Raw genomic sequence first — 17,166 nt, 5'->3', positions numbered from 1 at the left:
CGGGTAAACACGCCCAGGTCGCTCCACTGCTTCCTGCGGTTGTAGGGCGTCTTGGGCGGGCCACATTCCTTTGGTGCATCACTCCAATGCAAGTCATTGCGATTGATGAAGATAATGCCACTCAGAACACGCCTGTCATCGACGCGTGGCTTGCCATGGCTCTTCGGAAAGTACGGGCAGAGCCGTGCCATCTGCTTGTCAATCAGCCAGAAAAGATAGCTCACAGCACCCCCTGAAGTGAGGGAGCTTGAATCAAGATCACGCGGAGGCCGCAACCAAATCAATGGGTCCAGAGCCTGATCATGAGGCTCTCCTTATCAGAACTATGAACCTGTCAATAACTTCAAACCCAGTGGTACCGCCCGAGGGGCGCATTCCGCGCACAACCAAACCATGGCTCCAAATTCCTCGGAATGTCGGATCGGATTTTGCCAGATTGGAAGAGCCGAAAATCGAGGCTCGAAAAACTGATATCACATCGCCGGTCCCGCGACGACAGCCATCGGCCGGTTGGAAGGCCGCTCACCCCATCAAGTCAGACCGTGCCTGGTTGCGGCGGTAATTCCAGTATCGTTCCTTGCCTTGGCGCCATACCGCCAACAAGGGAAGATCGCCCGCCGGTCACCATCGCCCGCAGGGTGACCAGCACGACCTTGTGAGAGAAGATCACAGCCGGTCCCTCGAGATCGGCAAGAAACGCGGCCAAGCGGTCGGTCAAAGCTGCAAGGCCTTCTCCGCCCGGCGCGTTCAGGTATCGTTCGATTTCATCATCGAAGCGGCCCGAAGCCTCCGGATCAGACTGCGCCCGCTCGGCTTCGGTGGTGCCCTCCCAGCGACCGCAGCCGATCTCGACCAGGCGAGCCTCGGTGATGAACGCCTCGGTTCCCAGCGCCAGACGCGCGGTGTCCTGCGCCCGCTTGAGCGGGCTGCAAAAGACACGGTGCGGCCCCACCCCCTGGCGCAACACCTCCAGGTCGCGGCCTTGCCGACGCGCCTGTTCGCGACCGGTCTCGGTGAGCGGTGAATCCAGCCGCCCCTGGAGGCGCCCCTGGCGGTTCCAGACCGTCTCGCCATGCCGAAGCAGGAGCAGCTGGTGCCGCAGGGACACCTGGGGCAGGTCACAGGAGGTTCGCGACATTCAAAGCACCACCGCGTTGTCGGTGTTGGCCAGAAGATGCACGTCGGCGCCCACCTCGTACCAGTCCACCCCTGAACTGTGGCTCTGATCGACCACGATCTCGGTTCCGCCGGCCTCGACCAAGTAACGTATCTGGCTCCCCAGGAACTCCTTGTGCAGCACCTTTCCGGGCAGTGCGTTCCGGCCCGCCTCGCGACTGATCTGGATATTCTGCGGACGCAGCACGATGTTGCCCCCCTCCGAGGGAGTGCTGCCACTGAGGCTGAGGCTGTCGCCCGTGGCGGTGACGAAACGTGCCTGATCCCCGTAGCTCTCGACCCGGCCCTTGAGGATGTTCGCCGTTCCGAGGAACCGCGCCACGAAGAGGTTGGCGGGCTGGTCATAGAGTTCCTGCGGCGTGCCGATCTGCTGTATCACGCCGCCATCCAGTACGGCCATCCTGTCGGATGTCGTGTTGGCCTCTTCCTGGTCGTGGGTGACGAAGATCGTCGTCAGCCCGAGCTGCCGTTGAAGCCGCAGCAACTCGCGCCGCATCTGCACGCGCAGTGACGCGTCGAGGTTGGACAGCGGTTCGTCAAGCAGCAGAACCTCGGGCTCCACCACGATCGTGCGCGCCAGTGCGATGCGCTGTTGCTGTCCGCCCGAAAGCTGGTTGGGCATCCGTTCGGCCAGGCGTTGAAGCCCGACAAGCTCCAGCGCGGCGTCCACCTTCGGGCGGATCTGTCGCGCTGGCATCTTGCGTTCCTTTAGCCCGAAGCCCACGTTTTCGCGCACTGACATGTGCGGCCAGAGCGCATAGGACTGGAACACCATGCCGACATTTCGTGTCCATGGCGAAAGCTTCACCACGTCGCGACCCCCGATGCGGATGCTGCCCTGCGGGGTCGGGCCAAAGCCCGCAATCGCCCGCAGCAACGTGGATTTACCCGAGCCCGACGGCCCGAGAAACGCGAAGAACTCCCCCGGTTTGATTTCGAGATTCACGCCCTTGAGCACCTTGGTCTCGCCAAAGGACAGGTGCACGTCTTCGATCTTGATTCCGGCTCTTTCCATTTTCTTTTCTCCCCGTCTCAGCGCTGTTCGCCGGACGCTCTGAGCTTCTTGTCGCGTTCGATGATGATCTGTGAAGCAATCGTGCCGATGGCCACGACGACGACCGCCACGATGCCGAGCGCCGCTCCTGCGCCGCGTCCCGAGGGGGTCTGCATGAACAGATAGATGCCATAGGACAGCGGTGCGTCATTGTTGGAACTTACCAGCATGATCGTGGCCGAGAGTTCCACCGCCGCTGTGGCAAAGCTGGTGACGAAGCCGGCCAGGATGCCGCCGGTCATCAGCGGCACAACGATCTTCTGGATGGTCCGCCGCTTGGTCGCGCCCAGGCTCTCGGCCGCCTCTTCCAGCGCCAGGCTGACCTGTTGCAGTGCCGCCGTGCAGGCGCGCAGCGCATAGGGCAGACGCCGGACCATCAGGGCCAGCGCGATAATCACCCACCAGCTTGCCAGCGGCTTGTCGACCAGTGGCACGTCGATGCTGTGGAAGGTCCGCAGATAACCGATGCCCAGCACCACCCCCGGCACCGCCAGTGCCGCCGTGGCCAGGTAATCCAGCCCCTGGCGCCCGAAGATCCGCGTGCGGATCACGATATAGGCGATGGCTGTGCCGATGATCACATCCAGCGTCGCCGCGACCCCGGCATACAGTACGGTGTTGAGGATGTAGGTCTTGGAGTTTTCCCACATCGTCACGTAGTTCGCCAGGGTGTAGCCATCGGGTAATGGCGCATAGGACCAGATCGTGCCGAAGGACAGCAGCAGCAACCCGATGTGGGGGCTGAGCACCAGAAGCAGGATCAAGACCACAACGCCGTAGGCCATCGCCTTTTCGATCGGCTTCAACTCGCGCCGGGCCATACCTCCGCCGCCTTTCTGGACGGTGGCATATTCCTTGCCGCGCATGAACAGGAACGAGGTCCAGAGCGACAGGATCGAGAATACCACGAGGATCACCGAGATCACGTAGCCCATTGGGTCCGAGATCCCGATCGAGGAAATCCGCAGGAACGCCTGTGGGGCGAGCATGTTGTTCACGTTGAGCAACAGCGGCGTTCCGAGATCGTCGAACACCTTGATGAAGACCAGCGCCGCCCCGGCGATATAGCCGGGCATGGCCAGCGGAAAGACCACCCGCCGGAACAGCCGTATGCCGTGGCTGCCGAGGTTCTGGGCGGCTTCCTCCATCGAACGGTCGATATTGCGCAGCGAGGCCGACAGGTTGATCAGGATGAAGGGAAAATAGTGGATCGATTGTACGAGAATGACACCGTTCAACCCCTCCATGAAAGGAATGCCGATGCCGAACCAGTCGCGCAGCAGCAGGTTGACCGTGCCGTTGCGACCAAAGATCAGCTGCATCGCGACCGCGCCGACGAAGGGAGGCATGATCAACGGGATGAAGCCGAGACTCTGGATCAGGATCGAACCGGAAAAGGTGAACCGCGTGGTGATATAGGCCAGGGGCAGCGCGATGGCCGTCGCCACGACAACCGACATGGCCGAGACGTAGAACGAGTTCCAGAAGCTTTCGCGGAACAGCGATGTGCGGAAGAAATCCACGAAGTTCTGCAGCGTGGCCGCTCCGGTCGCGGGATCCTGGAATGCCACGATCATCACCTGCGCAACCGGGACCAGCAACAGGCCGACCAGCAGGAGCGCGATCAGCAGCGCGGCGATATGCAGGCCCGAAAGATGCGGGACCAGCCAGCCGGGCAAACGGTCTGCCAGCCCTGCCTGCCGCTTTGCAGGTGGGGGGGAGGAATACGACATGGGTTTGGTCTTTCTTGGGGGCATGCGGTCACCGCAGGCGTGCGGTGGCCACTGGCCCGGCCCGAAGCGGGTTCAGGCCGGGCGAAGGAGGTTTACAGGCTTGCGGCCTTGTCTGCGAGTTCCCGGGCCTTGCGGTAGTTCTCGACCACGAAGGCATCCCACTCCTGCTCGACCTCGGCCTGACGCTGGCCGACCTCGTCATCCGCCTTCTTGCGTTTCTTCGTGAAGATCGCGGCGAAGTCAGGGTCGAGGCTCCTGGCCTCGTCGATCGGGTTGGCGTCGATCAGCGCCCAAGCCTCGTCGATCAGTTTCTGGGCCTCTGCGTTGCCGCTTTCGGCCACTGCGGCCTCGGCCTTCTGGATCGCTCCCACGGCGGCGCGCAGATCGTCGAGACGGTAGGTGATCATCACGTCGAACATGGAGTTCACGACGTTGTAGCGGGCGCCGGATTTCTCCACATCGAACTCGACGGTGGCACCGATGGTTTCATCCTCGAACGGGTTGGGGAAGCCTTCGGGCGCGGTCGCGTAGGTCTTGGGGTTGATTGGCAGGCGCATGATCGCCGGGTCAAGCAGCACCGCCTGCCCCTCGGGGGTGAGCAGGTATTCGATGAAGGTGATCGCGCCTTTCTCGTTCGGGGCGTTCTTTACCACCGCGACATTGGCAGGGACCAGAGCCGTGACGGTGGGATAGGCGAAATCCACCGGGAAGCCCGAGGCCTTGGACGAGAAGCCGAAGAAATCGATCACGATGCCGAGGCCGAAATTTCCGGTATTCACCCCGTCCGGCACGCCGAAACTGCGTTCGGTCACCGTGCTGAAGTTCCCGGCGATGCGCTTCCACTTGGCCCAGCCCGCGTTCCATCCGTCGCCCTGAAGCAGCGTCTCGACGGTCAGATGCGTGGTGCCCGAGCGCGACGGCGCGGACATGCCGACATGGCCATGGTACTCGGCCTTGGCCAGATCCGACCATTCCTTGGCCGGCACCAGTTCATTGGCCTTCAGATACCGCTCGTTCCACATGATGCCGTAACCGGCACCGGCGAAGCCATAGTAATAGCCAGCCGGATCGTTGAGCGGATAGGCCCCGATCTTGTCCGGGATGCCGTCGGAGGCGACCTCAACCGACGCCAGCAGATCGTTGGTCTTGAGGACCTCGAACGCGTCGGGCGCCGAGGCCCAAAAGATGTCGGCGGTGTTGTCGCCGGCGATTTCCTGGATGTACTTCACACCGGCGGATGTCTTCTTGTTCAGGATTTCAAGATCGTAATCCGGGTGGGCCGCCTCGAAGGCCGCCTCGATCGGGCCGGTCATGGAATCCGGAAACGACGTGATCACGGTGATCTTGCCATCAGCCAATGCGCCCGTGGCCGTCAGCGCCAATGCCGCGACAGATGAAATAATGGTACTCCGCATGGAGCAATCCTCCCCTTTGTTTCCTGCGCTCCTCCTGCGCATGTCGTGCAAGCTGGCAACTTGTCGCCGACAAGGGAAATCTGTGGGATTTTTCGCGAGATCCTCTCGAAATGGGTCAGATGCGACCACGTAAATGGGTCAATCCTGACCCTCACCCAGGAGGCCCACCGCTCTCATCCGTAGGTAGAGACGCTTGCGGGGAATCGCCAGGAGCTCTGCAGCCTCGCCCTTGCGACCATCCGTTTCGCGCAGGCTTTGCATCAACAGGTCGCGCTCGAACCGGCGCATCGCATCATCATAGCTCAGAACCTCTTTGCCCTGTCCCGTGCCGCGCGCCTTGAGGTTGATTGGCAGCCCGATAACCATGCGCTCCGCCGCGGTCTGCAACTCGCGCACATTGCCGGGCCACGCGTGGCGTCCGATCTCGCGGATCATCTCGTCGGTCACTCTCGGCAAGGGTCGCTTGAACCGTTGCGCGGCGTCCCGCAGAAACGCCTCGAGCAACAGGAACACGTCCTTGCCGCGTTCACGCAACGGCGGCAGGTCGAGTCGCGCGACGTTGGCAAGGAAAAAGAGCTCGTCGGTCAGCATCGTTTCGGGTGGCGCGTCGGCACCGCCTGTCATCGAAAGGACGATGCGCGGCTTGTCCGGCGCGCGCAAGTATTCGGCCAGCAGCGCTTGGCACGAGGCATCGAGGCGGTGGGCCGAGCGCACGAACAGGGTCGACACGTCATCACCGATCGCCGCCAGTGCTGCGCCCAGATCCTCGGCCGATATCCCGACGCAAGAAATCGTCTCGAACCGGCCCTCTCGCTCGCCGTGGTCGTGCAGCGCCCGGGCGGCAACGGATTTCCCGGTGCCGGTTTCGCCGCAGATCGTCACGGTCATCGGCAGCGGCGCCAGGCGCAACAGCATTGCGCGCAGATCTCGCATCGCCTGCGACCGCCCCACGAGCACGCCGGCCAATCCGCCCCGGGCCTGCAAACCGCGGCGCAATCGCCTGTTTTCCAGAACCAACCGCCGGGCGTTCAATGTGCGGCTCATAGTACTCAACAGGAAATCCGGCTGGGCCGGCTTTTCCAGGAAATCATAGGCCCCCGCCTTTATCGCGGCGATGGCCAGCCGCACGTCCCCATGTCCTGTGATCATCACCAGTGGAATGTCGGAGGCAATGGCGCGCACCGCCTTGAGGACCGCAAAGCCGTCCAACCCGGCCATGCGCACGTCACACAGGATCGCGCCGGGCCATTCGGGGTCGAGCCTGTCCAGCATGTCCTGACCGTGCCCGAAGGGGGTTACGCGATACCCCGCGCCCTCCAACATTTCGCAGGTGGCCTCGCGGAAATCGGTATCGTCATCGACGAGGTAGATCAGCCCCTCTTCGCTCATGGCCGGGTCTCCTTGGCTGGCAGGGTGACGGTGGCCCGCACGCCGCTATCGCGGCGATCAGACAGGGAAAGATTACCGCCAAGGCCCCGCATGATGTTGTAGGAAATCGACAGACCCAGCCCCAGGCCCTTGCCCGGGTCCTTGGTCGACACGAACGGGTCGAAGGCCCGTTTGGGATCAAGGTCGCCAAGCCCGGCACCGGAATCGACCACCGAGAACGAGATGAACCCGGCCTCGTCCGTTTCGGAGCGGATGTCGATTCGGCCAGAGCCCCCTGTTTCCGCGATTGCATCGCTGGCATTGCTCAGCAGATTCACCAGCACTTGTTCCACCAGAACCGGATCGCCGACGCAGACCGCGCCCTCCAGCGCCGGATCAATGCCGAGCGTGATCCCACGGTCGGCAAAATTCCCCTTCATCAGGTCACTTGCGGCGCGGAATAGTGGTATCAGCGCAACCTCTTCCCGACGATACTCCGAACGCCGGGCGAAACGTTTCAGATGGGTGATGATACGCTCCATCCGCTCGGCCAGTGCTTCCATCTTGTCGATCTGCCGATGCTGCGCCGTCTCATCCGCGCGCCCCACTGCCGACCGCATCAGGTGCAGCCTTTGCCGCAGGGCGCCCAGCGGTTGGTTGAGCTCGTGCCCGATGCCGGCCGACAGGCTGCCGAGCGCCGCCATCTTGCCGGCCTGCACCAGTTCGTTCTGGGTCTGCTTCAACTCTGCGATGGCATGGTCGCGTTCGTCGACCGAGGCACTGAAGGCCAGCACGGCGCGCGATAGCTGGCCGATCTCGTCGTTGCGGCTGGCGCCCGGTGCCATCTCGACGCTACCGCCGCTTGCGATGGCGTGCATCGCACTGGTTAGCCTCTGCATCGGACGGATGATCACCGGCCGGATATAGAGAAAGAGGATGGCCATGCCCCCGGCCAGCGCCAGGACCGTCGCCATCATCAGAAGGAGCATCGTTCGCTGGATGCGTTGGGCAAATGCCGCGATGTCCGCGGTCAGGCCCCCGCGCTGCACTGCCGCGTCCTGTTGCAGGCGTTGCTGCAGGTCAGACAGCCTGGACAGCACCGTTTCCAACTCGGCATACATGCTGCCACGCAACGCGTGCCAATCACGGCGCTTGGCGATCAACCCCTCGCGCCCGTTGATCAAACTATCCAGCGCGCTCACCGATTGGCGAAGCGTGAGAAACTCCGATTTCTCGGGCAATCGCGCCAGGAGGTTGCGGACCTGCGCAAAGGCATCCGCCTCGATCTCGGCAAACTGATCGAGTTGTGCCAGCGAGCGGCTGCCCGACGTTTGCACCGCGACCGAGAACGCCGTGGCGCTCGCGGCGGCAAGCTCGGCGAAGATGTCGCGCAGGTGCATCTCTTCGACCAGATGGTCTGCGCGTTCGGCGCGATCCTGCACATCGGCCTCCCCGGCCAACGCCCGGGTCTGGGCCTGGATATTGAAGTTGAAATCGGCGGCCAGCGCGGCGGTTTCCTCCTGGATCTCGACATCGAGCCAACGTAGCCGGGAAATCTCGGATCGGGCATCGGCTTCGATTCGCTGGGTGCGGACAAGCTTGCGGTTAATCAGGTCCAACTGGTCGAGAATGCCGCGCGTTTCAGCCCGCATTGCTGCATCGCCGAGACTGCCGGACAGAAAGCCGCTGATATCTGCGGTTGCATTGCTCAGCGGGCTTTCCGACAAGCTGTTGGCGAACAGCAACTCGTTGCTGAGAACCGCCAGATCCGCGACCTGTGCCGACAGCTGCGACGTTTGTGTCAGCCGCGGTACCTGATCGGTCTCGAGTTCCTTCACCACGCCGCTTGCATAACGCAGGGTCTGCATCGAGAATCCCACCACGATCCAGGTCGACATGACCGCGGCCAAGGTCAGGATGAAAAGCCGCGTCCAGATCTGCGGCATGACCCTTTCGAAAAAGCCCTTCAAGGTGCGAACCGTTTTTCGAGATGGACCAGTTCGGCTTCGGCCTGACGCAACAGATCTGCTGTCTGCGCCCGCCAGGTTTCGATCGCGGCCCGTTCGACGGCGTCCAGTCCGACTAGTGGCAGCGACCGCAGACCGGTAACCGAGCGTTTGGAAAGCTCGGTGGCGCGGGTTTCGCTCACCGGTACAGCGGTCAGCAAGGCCGCGACCTCGCGCAGCGCCGCCTCGGGCGCAGCGTCGGGCAAAGCATGATGGCGGCGCCACAGGTCACGCCGCTCGGCCAGAACGTCCGTTATCATCACGTCGAACAGCGTATTGACCGCCCAGTAGCGATCGGATGAAAGCTCGGGGTCATAGGCAAGCCAGGACAGCCTCAGCGCAGAAAGCATGTCGGGCGGGAGGCGGTCGCCGGCCGCTTCCCGCACATCGGGGTCCAGAGGGATGCGCGCCACCTGCGGCGCCAGCAGCGCCATCTGACCCGGGCGCGACAGCAACAGACGCACGAAGTCGCAAGCCGCTTGCCTTTGTTGCCCCCCTTTCAGAAGGCCGATCTGCGCCGTGGTCGTCATCATCGGGCGACCGTACTGGAACTGCAGCACGTCGCCGCGGGACAGCGCCAGGAAATCCAGCGTCAGCCCGATCTCGAAACGGTGATTGACCAGCCCATCCGGGACCCCGAAGCTGCGCGCCGTCAGAGTCGACAGATTGCCCGCCAATTCAAGCAGGTAAGCCCAACCATCGTCCCAGCCTCGCACCTGGAGCATCTGCTCGACCAGCAAATGCGTGGTGCCCGACCGCGCGGGACGCGCCATGGCGATCTGATCGCGATAGATCGGTAGCAGGAGATCGTTCCAATGGCCCGGCATAAACAGGCTGCTGTCGCGCCGCCGCGCCCAGCCGACCGAGGAGATCGCGAACCCTTCAACCGGGGCTGGGCCATCGACTCCGCAACTCCCCGGCGCGACAAGGGCCCCCTCGCGGCCGAGGATTTCAAATGCCTCCGGCGATGACGCCCAGAACAGATCAAAGGCCCGCGGATTGCCACGTTGAATTTCCTCGATCGCCGAAATGGTGTTCTTATTCAGAAGCTGCGGCCGCGATCCCGGCACGGTTGCCTCCCACAGATCCTGATAGACATCTGTCATTTCGGCGGGAAAAGAGGTGAGGATCCTGGGCTCCTGCGCAACCGCGGCCAGGTTCCAGAAAAACCACACAAGGATCCAACAAAAACGCATGGGAAACTGATAGCCGGCGACCATCGACGCATCATCGCCCTTTTCGTTCGTCTTGTGAATGGGGCAGTTTTGACCCATCGCTTTCAGCGTCGAGTTATGATTTCGCCGTTGACAGCCGGGCAGGTCTTTCCTGATCGTTTCCATCAGAATACGGCTTGCGGTCGGGTTTCGCGCTCCGATACAAGGGCGTTGACGCGAAGCCAGGCCGCCTGGGTCAGCCACGCTCTCATTTCCATGGAGTTGAGACATGCGCAGATCCATTGCCGCCGCTCTTTTGTTCGCCGCGTTGGCGGCCCCCGTTTCGGCACGGGACGTGACCATCGACACCACCACCGGCCCTGTTGCGGTTCCTGCCAATCCCGAAACCGTCGCCGTCTTCGATATTGCTGCGCTGGACACGCTGAACGCGCTCGGCGTCGAGGTGGCGGGCATTCCGTCGCCGGTGTTTCTCGACAGCCTTGCCGATATGGCCAAACAGGCCACGCGCATCGGCACCCTCTTCGAACCGGATTTCGAGGCGCTCGCCGTGATGCAGCCCGACCTGATCATCGCCGGCGGCCGCTCCTCGACACAGATCAAGGCGTTGTCCAAGATCGCGCCCACCATCGACATGACCATCGAGGGGGATGACCTGCTGGCGCAGGCCCGCGCCCGGATCGTCGCTTATGGCGCGGTGTTCGGTGTGCCGGAGAAGGCCTCGACGCTGACCGCCGCGCTGGACTCCAAGCTGGAAGACACCGCTCGGGCCGTCGAGGGCAAGGGCGATGCGCTGATCCTGCTGACTAACGGCGGCAAGATCTCGGCCTATGGCGCCAACGGTCGCTTCGGCTGGCTGCACCGGGCGCTCGACCTGCCGGAGGCCGTCGAAGGATTGGGTGCGGAAACCCACGGGCAATCGGTGTCCTTCGAGTTCGTGGCCGAGGCCGATCCCGACTGGCTTTTGATCATCGACCGCGGTGCTGCCATCGGCGCCGAGGGCGAAGCGGCGGCCGCAACCTTGGACAACCCGCTGATCGCCAGAACCAAGGCGGCGCAAAACGGCCGGATCGTCTATCTGGACGCGGCACCGCTCTATATCGCGGCAGGCGGCGCCAACGCCCTGCAGCATACGTTGGACGAAATCAAAGCCGCCTTTCCTGGCGGCGACAGCTGAGATCATGCGCCGTACGCTCTTGTTCGCCGCGCTGGTCGGGCTGATTCTCGCCAGCCTTGCAATCGGCGCAGCCTCGCTGACCGAGGGAGGTGCGTGGCTGCTGATGATCAGCCGCTTTCCCCGCACCGCCGCCGCCCTTCTGGCGGGGGCCGGTCTGGCGCTGGCCGGGGTGGTGGTACAACAGGCGGTTCGGAACAGGCTGGTGGAGCCCGCGCTGACCGGAAGTCCGGAGGCGGGGATGCTGGGCCTTCTTGCCATCACCTTGATCGCGCCCGGTATCCCGGTGGCGGCCAAGATGCTGGTAGCCTCCGGCGCTGCGCTGGTCGGCATGGCGGGTTTCCTCGCGCTGGCCGACCGAGTGCCACGCCAGGATCCGATGCTCTTGCCCATTGTGGGGTTGGTTTATGGTGGCATCCTTGGCGCCGCGGCCACTTGGATCGCCTGGTCCACGGATCTCATGCAATACTTGGGCATCTGGTGGTTGGGGGAGTTCTCCGGCGTCATGCTGGGGCGGTACGAGTGGCTCTGGGCGGTGGCCGCGCTGGCCGGGCTGCTCTACGTGGTGGCTGACCGGATCACGATCCTCGGGCTGGGCGAGACGCAGGCGCGCTCGCTCGGGCTGGACTACGCCAAGACCCGCGCGCTGGGACTGATCATCGTCTCTGTGCTTACCGCGCTGGTTCTGGTCACCGTTGGTGCCTTTCCCTTCGTCGGTTTGGTGGCGCCCAACCTCGTATCGCGCTGGCGCGGAGACAACCTACGCGCCAACCTGCCCTTGGTGGCTGTGTTGGGCGGGGCGCTGGTGCTGGCCGCCGACGTCATTGGGCGTGTGATCCGCTACCCGTTCGAAATCCCCGCAGCCACGGTCTTTGCCGTTTTCGGCGCCGGGGCCTTTCTGTGGTTGCTGCACGCCAGACCAGCGCGACCGACGGAGCAATCCGATGGCTGACCGACGCCTGCTGGCCCTGTGGCTTGGGTTGATCGTCCTTTGTGCCGGATTCCTGCTGTGGCATCTGCGCGCGCCCTACGGGTTCATCATCGAGTTGCGCGCGACCAAACTGGCCGCACTGATCTGCGTCGGCGCCGCGATCGGCGCGGCCACGGTGTTGTTCCAGACCATTGCCATGAACCGGCTGCTGACGCCCGGCATCGTAGGATTCGACGCCCTTTTTGTACTGTTGCAGACCCTGCTGGTAGCCACGCTCGGCGGCGTCGGCGTGGCGCAGATTCCCGGCGTCCTGCGCTTCTGGGTCGAGGCAGCCGTGCTGATGGCCGCCGCGACCGCGCTGTTCGGCCTGCTGCTGAGACGCGGCGCGGCGGATGTTACGCGGATGATCCTGTCTGGCGTGATCCTTGGCGTGCTGCTGCGGGGGCTTGCCTCGATGGTACAGCGAATGCTGGACCCGTCGGAATTCGCCGTCGTGCAACAGGCGATCTTTGCCTCTTTCGGGCGTGCTGACCAAGGGCAGTTGGCGGCCGCTGCCGGGCTTCTGGCCGTGGCGCTGGCCTGCGCCCTACGCATGGCCCCCGTGTTGGACGTGATCGGGCTGGGGCGCCGAACCGCCCACGGATTGGGCCTGAACCATGACCGCGTGGTGATCACCGCGTTGATCCTGATTGCCGCCATGGTCTCGGTCTCGACCGCGCTTGTGGGGCCGATCACCTTTCTCGGCCTGTTGGCCGCCAGCCTCGCACGCTCCCTGACCGACACCCACCGCCACGCGGCATTGATCCCCGCCGCCGCCCTGATCGGCGCGCTAATTCTCGTGGCCGGGCAATTCGTCTTCGAACGCCTCATGGGGCAGCAGTCCGCCCTCGCCGTGGTGGTGGAGTTCTTTGGCGGGCTGCTGTTCCTCGCGCTGGTTCTGAGAAAGGCACGCACATGATCCGGATTTCCACACTCTCCTATCGTGCCGGACAGTCCGAAATCCTGCACGACATCAACCTGACCCTGGAGGAGGGCGGGATCACCGCCCTGATCGGGCCGAACGGTGCCGGAAAATCCTCGCTTCTGCATTGTATCGCGGGGCTGAACACGCCCAGCTCGGGGCAGGTGAGGATCGGCGATCTCGATCCGTTCACCGCATCGGGCCCGGACCGCGCCCGCTGCGTCGCGCTACTGCAACAAACCCCCAGCGTGGTCAGCCGCCTGCAGGTGCGGGATCTGGTGGCGTTCGGGCGCTGGCCGCATCACCAGGGTCGCAGGACGCCCGAGGATAGCCGTATCGTGGCAGAGGCCATCACCGCCTTCGCTTTGGACGACCTCGCCGACCGGTCTGTGGAGACGCTCTCGGGTGGGCAGCGCCAGCGTGCTTTCATCGCCATGACATGGGCGCAGAACACGCCCTGGCTGCTTCTGGACGAACCGCTGAACGCGCTCGATCCGCGCCATGCCCGCGATCTGATGCACCGGTTGCACAGGCTATCGCGAGCAGAAGGCCGCAGCGTGGTCATTGTCCTGCACGATATCAACGCCGCCGCTGGATGGGCCGACCGCATCGTCGCGATGAAAGGCGGCCGCGTCGCGGCCCACGACACCAGTGCCGCGTTGCTGACGCCCGAAACGCTGGGAGAGGTCTTTGACACGCCGTTCGACGTGCTTGTCCATCAAGGTCGTCCGGTTGTGGTGACGCGCTGAACGCCAAAGCTTTACCGGATCACACGGAAAAGGGCGGCCCCGCAAGGCCAGCCCCTTTCGGCAAATGTTAATATTCCTGTGTCGCGTCTGGCGTGAGAGTGTTTCTGCATATGGGTCCTTCCGGTGCTCTGATCGGCATCAGGCACAATGCCATCTCCCGGCTGGAGAGCTTGGTCCGAGCAGTCCTCCCAAAACCTTGACTTTTGGGTGGCATTTTGCTACCTTTGGGGCGACACAGGAGGTGGACATGGCACAATCCGTGAAGCTTGCCGACGATATCATGGCCTTGGTTCGCCGCGAGGCAGACCTGCATAGCCGGTCAGTAGCCGGTCAGATCACGCACTGGCTGAAAATTGGCCGTGCGATTGAGCACTCTGGAAGCTTCGATTATGCCCGCATCACCGCGGCACTTGAAGGCAAGCTCGACACGACCCAACTGGGGGAAGAAGAGGACGTCGCATGGCTCGATGCCTTCACCGAGAAGATGGGGCATCCCTCGGACGATGAAGAGGCCTTCTTCGCCCGGCGGCAGGCACTTGGTCGGGGCGTTGGCCTCGATGCTGGTGGCAACCTTGTCTACGCCAAGGAGGACACTGCTGCTTGAAGCCGAGCCTTGTCCTGCTTGCCGGGCCAAATGGTGCCGGTAAATCGACTCTTTACCAGGCCCGCGTCGCTCCCAGCTTCGCGGGTCCGTTCATCAATGCGGACATCATTCAGCGCGACGAGCTTCAGGACCCTTCGATGGAGGCTTCCTATCAGGCCGCCCGGATTGCCGAAGCGCGGCGGGCCGAGATTCTGACGGAGGGGCAGAGCTTTGCCACCGAGACCGTATTCTCGCACCCATCCAAGCTCGAGATCATCGAAGCCGCCCGGGCACATGGATACCTTGTCGTCGTCATGCATGTGGGCGTCGACAGCCCCGAACTGTCCGTGGGTCGCGTCAGGGGTCGCACCGAGGAGGGCGGACATGATGTCCCTGAAGAGAAGATCCGTGCGCGGTATGAGCGCGGCCAGCCCCTCATCCGCGAGGCGGTATTGAGGGCCGACAGGGGCATGGTATTCGACAACTCCCGTCTCAATACAGCGCCACGGCAGATGCTCGTCTTTGCCACTGGACGTTTGATAAAGGCCGCTCCGACCCTGCCAGAGTGGGTCCTGACGACCTATGCCGCCGACCTCGTGATCTGACCGCGCCTGCGCTGCAATGTCGGACTTTCTCTCGAAGGTTCTGTCTCGGCCGTAGTACTCTCGCAGGTTCAGCCCGGTCGAGCGGAGAGAAAACCCGCCAACATTTCCCGTGATGGGCTGGCCCCGCAAGGCCAGCCCTTTCCGATTCAGAACCGCAGGCTGGCGGTCAGCGAAATCGTCCGCCCCGGATCGTTCAGGGGAATGACGGCGCCAGCCAGATCGAGACCGTCCGAGCTGCGCGGGGCATAGGTCGCGTCGAACAGGTTGTAGACATCCAGCCGGACCTTGAGGTTCTCCATCTTGCGCGGGGTGTATTCCGCATAGACGTTGAGCACCTCGTATGCGGGCAGCTCGATCGCCGTATCGGTGTTCTTGAGCGCGATCTGCGCCGTCCCGCCCAGGCGCCATTCGTCTGTCGCATCATAACCCGCCTCCAGACCGAAGAGATGGCCGACAGGCCGCCCCAGGTAGTAGGCCGTGCTTGCAACGGTCGAGCCGTTGGCCTCCACGTCGGCGTAGGTGTAGTTGATCGTTCCGAAACCGCGCGTGCCGGTATAGGTCAGCGACCCGTCGAAACCGCGCGATGTCAGGTCACTTGTCGCGCCGCGCGCGCCGCTGCTGGGCAACACCGCGTTGATGTCATCAATCTCGGTATTGAACAGCGCCCCCTTTGCCGCCCAGGATCCGCTTTCATATCGCAGGCCAAGCCGCACGGCGTTGGCGCGCGATGTGGTGATGCCGATGTAATCCCAGGGCGTGCCGTAGTTGACCAGCGCGGCTTCGCCCAACTCGAACCCGCCCCAGGTCGACGCCGCGCCGGCGTTCAATGTCCATTTGTCGTTCAGCACGACATCGACGGAGGCATTCACGCTGAGGCCGCTGTCGTCGTGATCGGTGCCGTCCGCTGCGCCGAAGGACGCCATGTCATAGCGGGCCCCGTAGGAGACTGAGACACGATCCGAGAGATCCTGCCGCGCTTGCGTGAAAATGCCGACGTTGGTCAGGTCCTCGCGACCGCTCGACAGGCGTGGACTGACGGTGTTGTCGAAGCCTTCGGCGCTTTCATCAAAGAAATCGATACCGACGTTCAGGGTGCCGTTGCCAAGCTGGAACTCGTTCCGTGCGACACCGCTGAAACTTGTGTTCACACCGTAGAGGTTGCCGACATCCATCGCCTGTTCGTTCCAGCTCAGCTGGACATAGGGTGCGAAGGCACCGGTCGGATTTTCGTCCTGATAGGTCAGCGTATAGGACTTGCGCCTTGACAATGCGGGATACAGCATGGTCGTTCGCCCGATGACCTCGGCGAAGTCGGGGCGGATGAACCCGCTTTGCGAGGCGCGCAGCCCCTGGTCGGTCGTTTCGGAGGCCGAAAAGCTGAGTCGCTTGCCGCTGTCCGTTGTGTAGGCGAACTTGGCGATAAAGTCCTTCAGGTCCGCTTCGGTCCCTACAACGGTGGCGCCAGAGCCATCCTTGTAATCGTCTCCGGTGGCTCGGGTCCCGCTCAGCATGTATTCGAACCCGCCCGACTGGCCGAACAATGTCAAAGTGTTACGCCATCCCTGGCCGTTGCTGCCGTAAGAAGACGTGAGCATGCCGCCAAAGGTCTCTCCCTCTTCCAGCAGGTCACGGGCATCCTTGGTGGTGTAGCGGATCGACCCCGCCACAGCACCCGCTCCCTGGTCGGCCGGGGCGAGGCCCGCGCTGACCTCGACCGATTTCAACAGGGCGGGATCCAGCAGCACGTTGCCGGTGTGGTGAAACGCGGACTTGTTCTGACGCGCGCCGTCGATGGTGACGGACAAGAGGCTTTCTTCGATCCCGTTGACGAAGACCTTTTGCGCGATGGGGGCGCCGCCGCTCGAGGTGATGGCGGACTCGCCCGCAAAGACATCCTTGATTGTCGATGGATTCCGTTGCTCTACCTGATCTTCGGTAATCTCGTCGTTCCCCAGAACGGCTTGCGCATCGGGGGCGTCGATACGCAGCGTGCCAAGGAAAACAGAGTCGTCTTGGGCCAGTGCCGCATCGGCACCAAGACAGGTGCCCAGAAGCAGGGCCCCCCGGATCGTCATTCTCATTTTCATGTCCCTTACGATTAGGCCGGCTGGACATGTCGGAACGACAGCTATCTGGCTGAGCTTGTTTGTAGAATCGAAATACCCGAGTCTTTTGCTTGGGTCAACGCGGTATCAAGAATGCGGTCTCCGATAAACTGCCCCCAGCATAGCGCGCACCG

At 63.2% G+C, this 17,166-nt stretch carries 15 protein-coding genes; 6 read left to right on the top strand and 9 right to left on the bottom strand.

The genetic code is table 11. From position 1 onward, the window contains the following. The 8 genes from ABWV23_RS21480 to ABWV23_RS21445 form a co-directional block, all read right to left on the bottom strand. A partial coding sequence (locus tag ABWV23_RS21480; protein ID WP_353351594.1) for a transposase occupies positions 1–224 on the bottom strand: 224 nt, incomplete at its 3' end. A gap of 311 nt (positions 225–535) precedes the next feature. Beyond that, positions 536–1,138, bottom strand: coding sequence for a histidine phosphatase family protein (locus ABWV23_RS21475; protein WP_353351592.1), 603 nt, complete (start codon positions 1,136–1,138; stop codon positions 536–538). After that, entirely contained in the window at positions 1,139–2,191 is a 1,053-nt protein-coding gene (locus tag ABWV23_RS21470) for an ABC transporter ATP-binding protein (protein ID WP_353351590.1), read from the bottom strand. 17 nt (positions 2,192–2,208) lie between these two features. Continuing rightward, a complete protein-coding gene (locus ABWV23_RS21465) occupies positions 2,209–3,963 on the bottom strand; it encodes an ABC transporter permease (protein ID WP_353351588.1) in 1,755 nt (584 codons plus the stop codon). A gap of 92 nt (positions 3,964–4,055) precedes the next feature. Beyond that, the gene (locus ABWV23_RS21460; RefSeq protein WP_353351586.1) at positions 4,056–5,378 is read right to left on the bottom strand and encodes an ABC transporter substrate-binding protein; all 1,323 of its coding nucleotides are present in this window, start codon (positions 5,376–5,378) and stop codon (positions 4,056–4,058) included. A 138-nt stretch (positions 5,379–5,516) separates the two neighbouring features. Then, positions 5,517–6,767, bottom strand: a complete 1,251-nt coding sequence (locus ABWV23_RS21455; protein WP_353351584.1) for a sigma-54-dependent transcriptional regulator — start codon at positions 6,765–6,767, stop codon at positions 5,517–5,519. Continuing rightward, positions 6,764–8,692: a sensor histidine kinase gene (locus ABWV23_RS21450; protein WP_353351582.1), complete on the bottom strand. Its 1,929-nt coding sequence runs from the start codon at positions 8,690–8,692 to the stop codon at positions 6,764–6,766. The genes ABWV23_RS21455 and ABWV23_RS21450 overlap by 4 nt, the downstream gene beginning before the upstream one ends. 20 nt (positions 8,693–8,712) lie before the next feature. Further along, positions 8,713–10,092, bottom strand: coding sequence for an ABC transporter substrate-binding protein (locus ABWV23_RS21445; RefSeq protein WP_353351580.1), 1,380 nt, complete (start codon positions 10,090–10,092; stop codon positions 8,713–8,715). A 103-nt stretch (positions 10,093–10,195) separates the two neighbouring features. Here ABWV23_RS21445 and ABWV23_RS21440 point away from each other — a divergent pair, with 103 nt between their 5' ends. The 6 genes from ABWV23_RS21440 to ABWV23_RS21415 all read left to right on the top strand — a co-directional run bounded on the left by ABWV23_RS21440 (position 10,196) and on the right by ABWV23_RS21415 (position 14,927). Further along, positions 10,196–11,101: a siderophore ABC transporter substrate-binding protein gene (locus ABWV23_RS21440; protein ID WP_353351578.1), complete on the top strand. Its 906-nt coding sequence runs from the start codon at positions 10,196–10,198 to the stop codon at positions 11,099–11,101. A 4-nt stretch (positions 11,102–11,105) separates the two neighbouring features. Next, a complete protein-coding gene (locus tag ABWV23_RS21435; RefSeq protein WP_353351576.1) occupies positions 11,106–12,050 on the top strand; it encodes an ABC transporter permease in 945 nt (314 codons plus the stop codon). Continuing rightward, positions 12,043–12,987: an iron chelate uptake ABC transporter family permease subunit gene (locus tag ABWV23_RS21430; protein ID WP_353351574.1), complete on the top strand. Its 945-nt coding sequence runs from the start codon at positions 12,043–12,045 to the stop codon at positions 12,985–12,987. The genes ABWV23_RS21435 and ABWV23_RS21430 overlap by 8 nt, the downstream gene beginning before the upstream one ends. Continuing rightward, positions 12,984–13,739 carry an iron ABC transporter ATP-binding protein gene (locus ABWV23_RS21425; RefSeq protein WP_353351572.1) on the top strand — a complete coding sequence of 252 codons (756 nt, stop codon included), beginning with the start codon at positions 12,984–12,986 and terminating at the stop codon, positions 13,737–13,739. Before ABWV23_RS21430 ends, ABWV23_RS21425 begins: the two co-directional genes overlap by 4 nt. Positions 13,740–13,986: 247 nt before the next feature. Continuing rightward, the gene (locus ABWV23_RS21420) at positions 13,987–14,343 is read left to right on the top strand and encodes a TA system antitoxin ParD family protein (RefSeq protein WP_353351570.1); all 357 of its coding nucleotides are present in this window, start codon (positions 13,987–13,989) and stop codon (positions 14,341–14,343) included. Beyond that, positions 14,340–14,927 (top strand): ATPase, encoded by a 588-nt coding sequence (locus ABWV23_RS21415; RefSeq protein ID WP_353351568.1) that lies wholly within the window; start codon positions 14,340–14,342, stop codon positions 14,925–14,927. The genes ABWV23_RS21420 and ABWV23_RS21415 overlap by 4 nt, the downstream gene beginning before the upstream one ends. A gap of 146 nt (positions 14,928–15,073) precedes the next feature. Here the strand turns inward: ABWV23_RS21415 and ABWV23_RS21410 are convergent, their stop codons facing one another. Beyond that, positions 15,074–17,008 carry a TonB-dependent receptor domain-containing protein gene (locus ABWV23_RS21410; protein ID WP_353351566.1) on the bottom strand — a complete coding sequence of 645 codons (1,935 nt, stop codon included), beginning with the start codon at positions 17,006–17,008 and terminating at the stop codon, positions 15,074–15,076. Between the last annotated feature and the right edge of the window lie 158 nt (positions 17,009–17,166).

The organism is Aquicoccus sp. SU-CL01552 (genome assembly GCF_040365005.1).
Classification (GTDB): domain Bacteria; phylum Pseudomonadota; class Alphaproteobacteria; order Rhodobacterales; family Rhodobacteraceae; genus Antarcticimicrobium.
The sequence above is the reverse complement of the archived record's forward strand: the minus strand, read 5'-3'. Positions and strand labels throughout refer to the sequence as shown.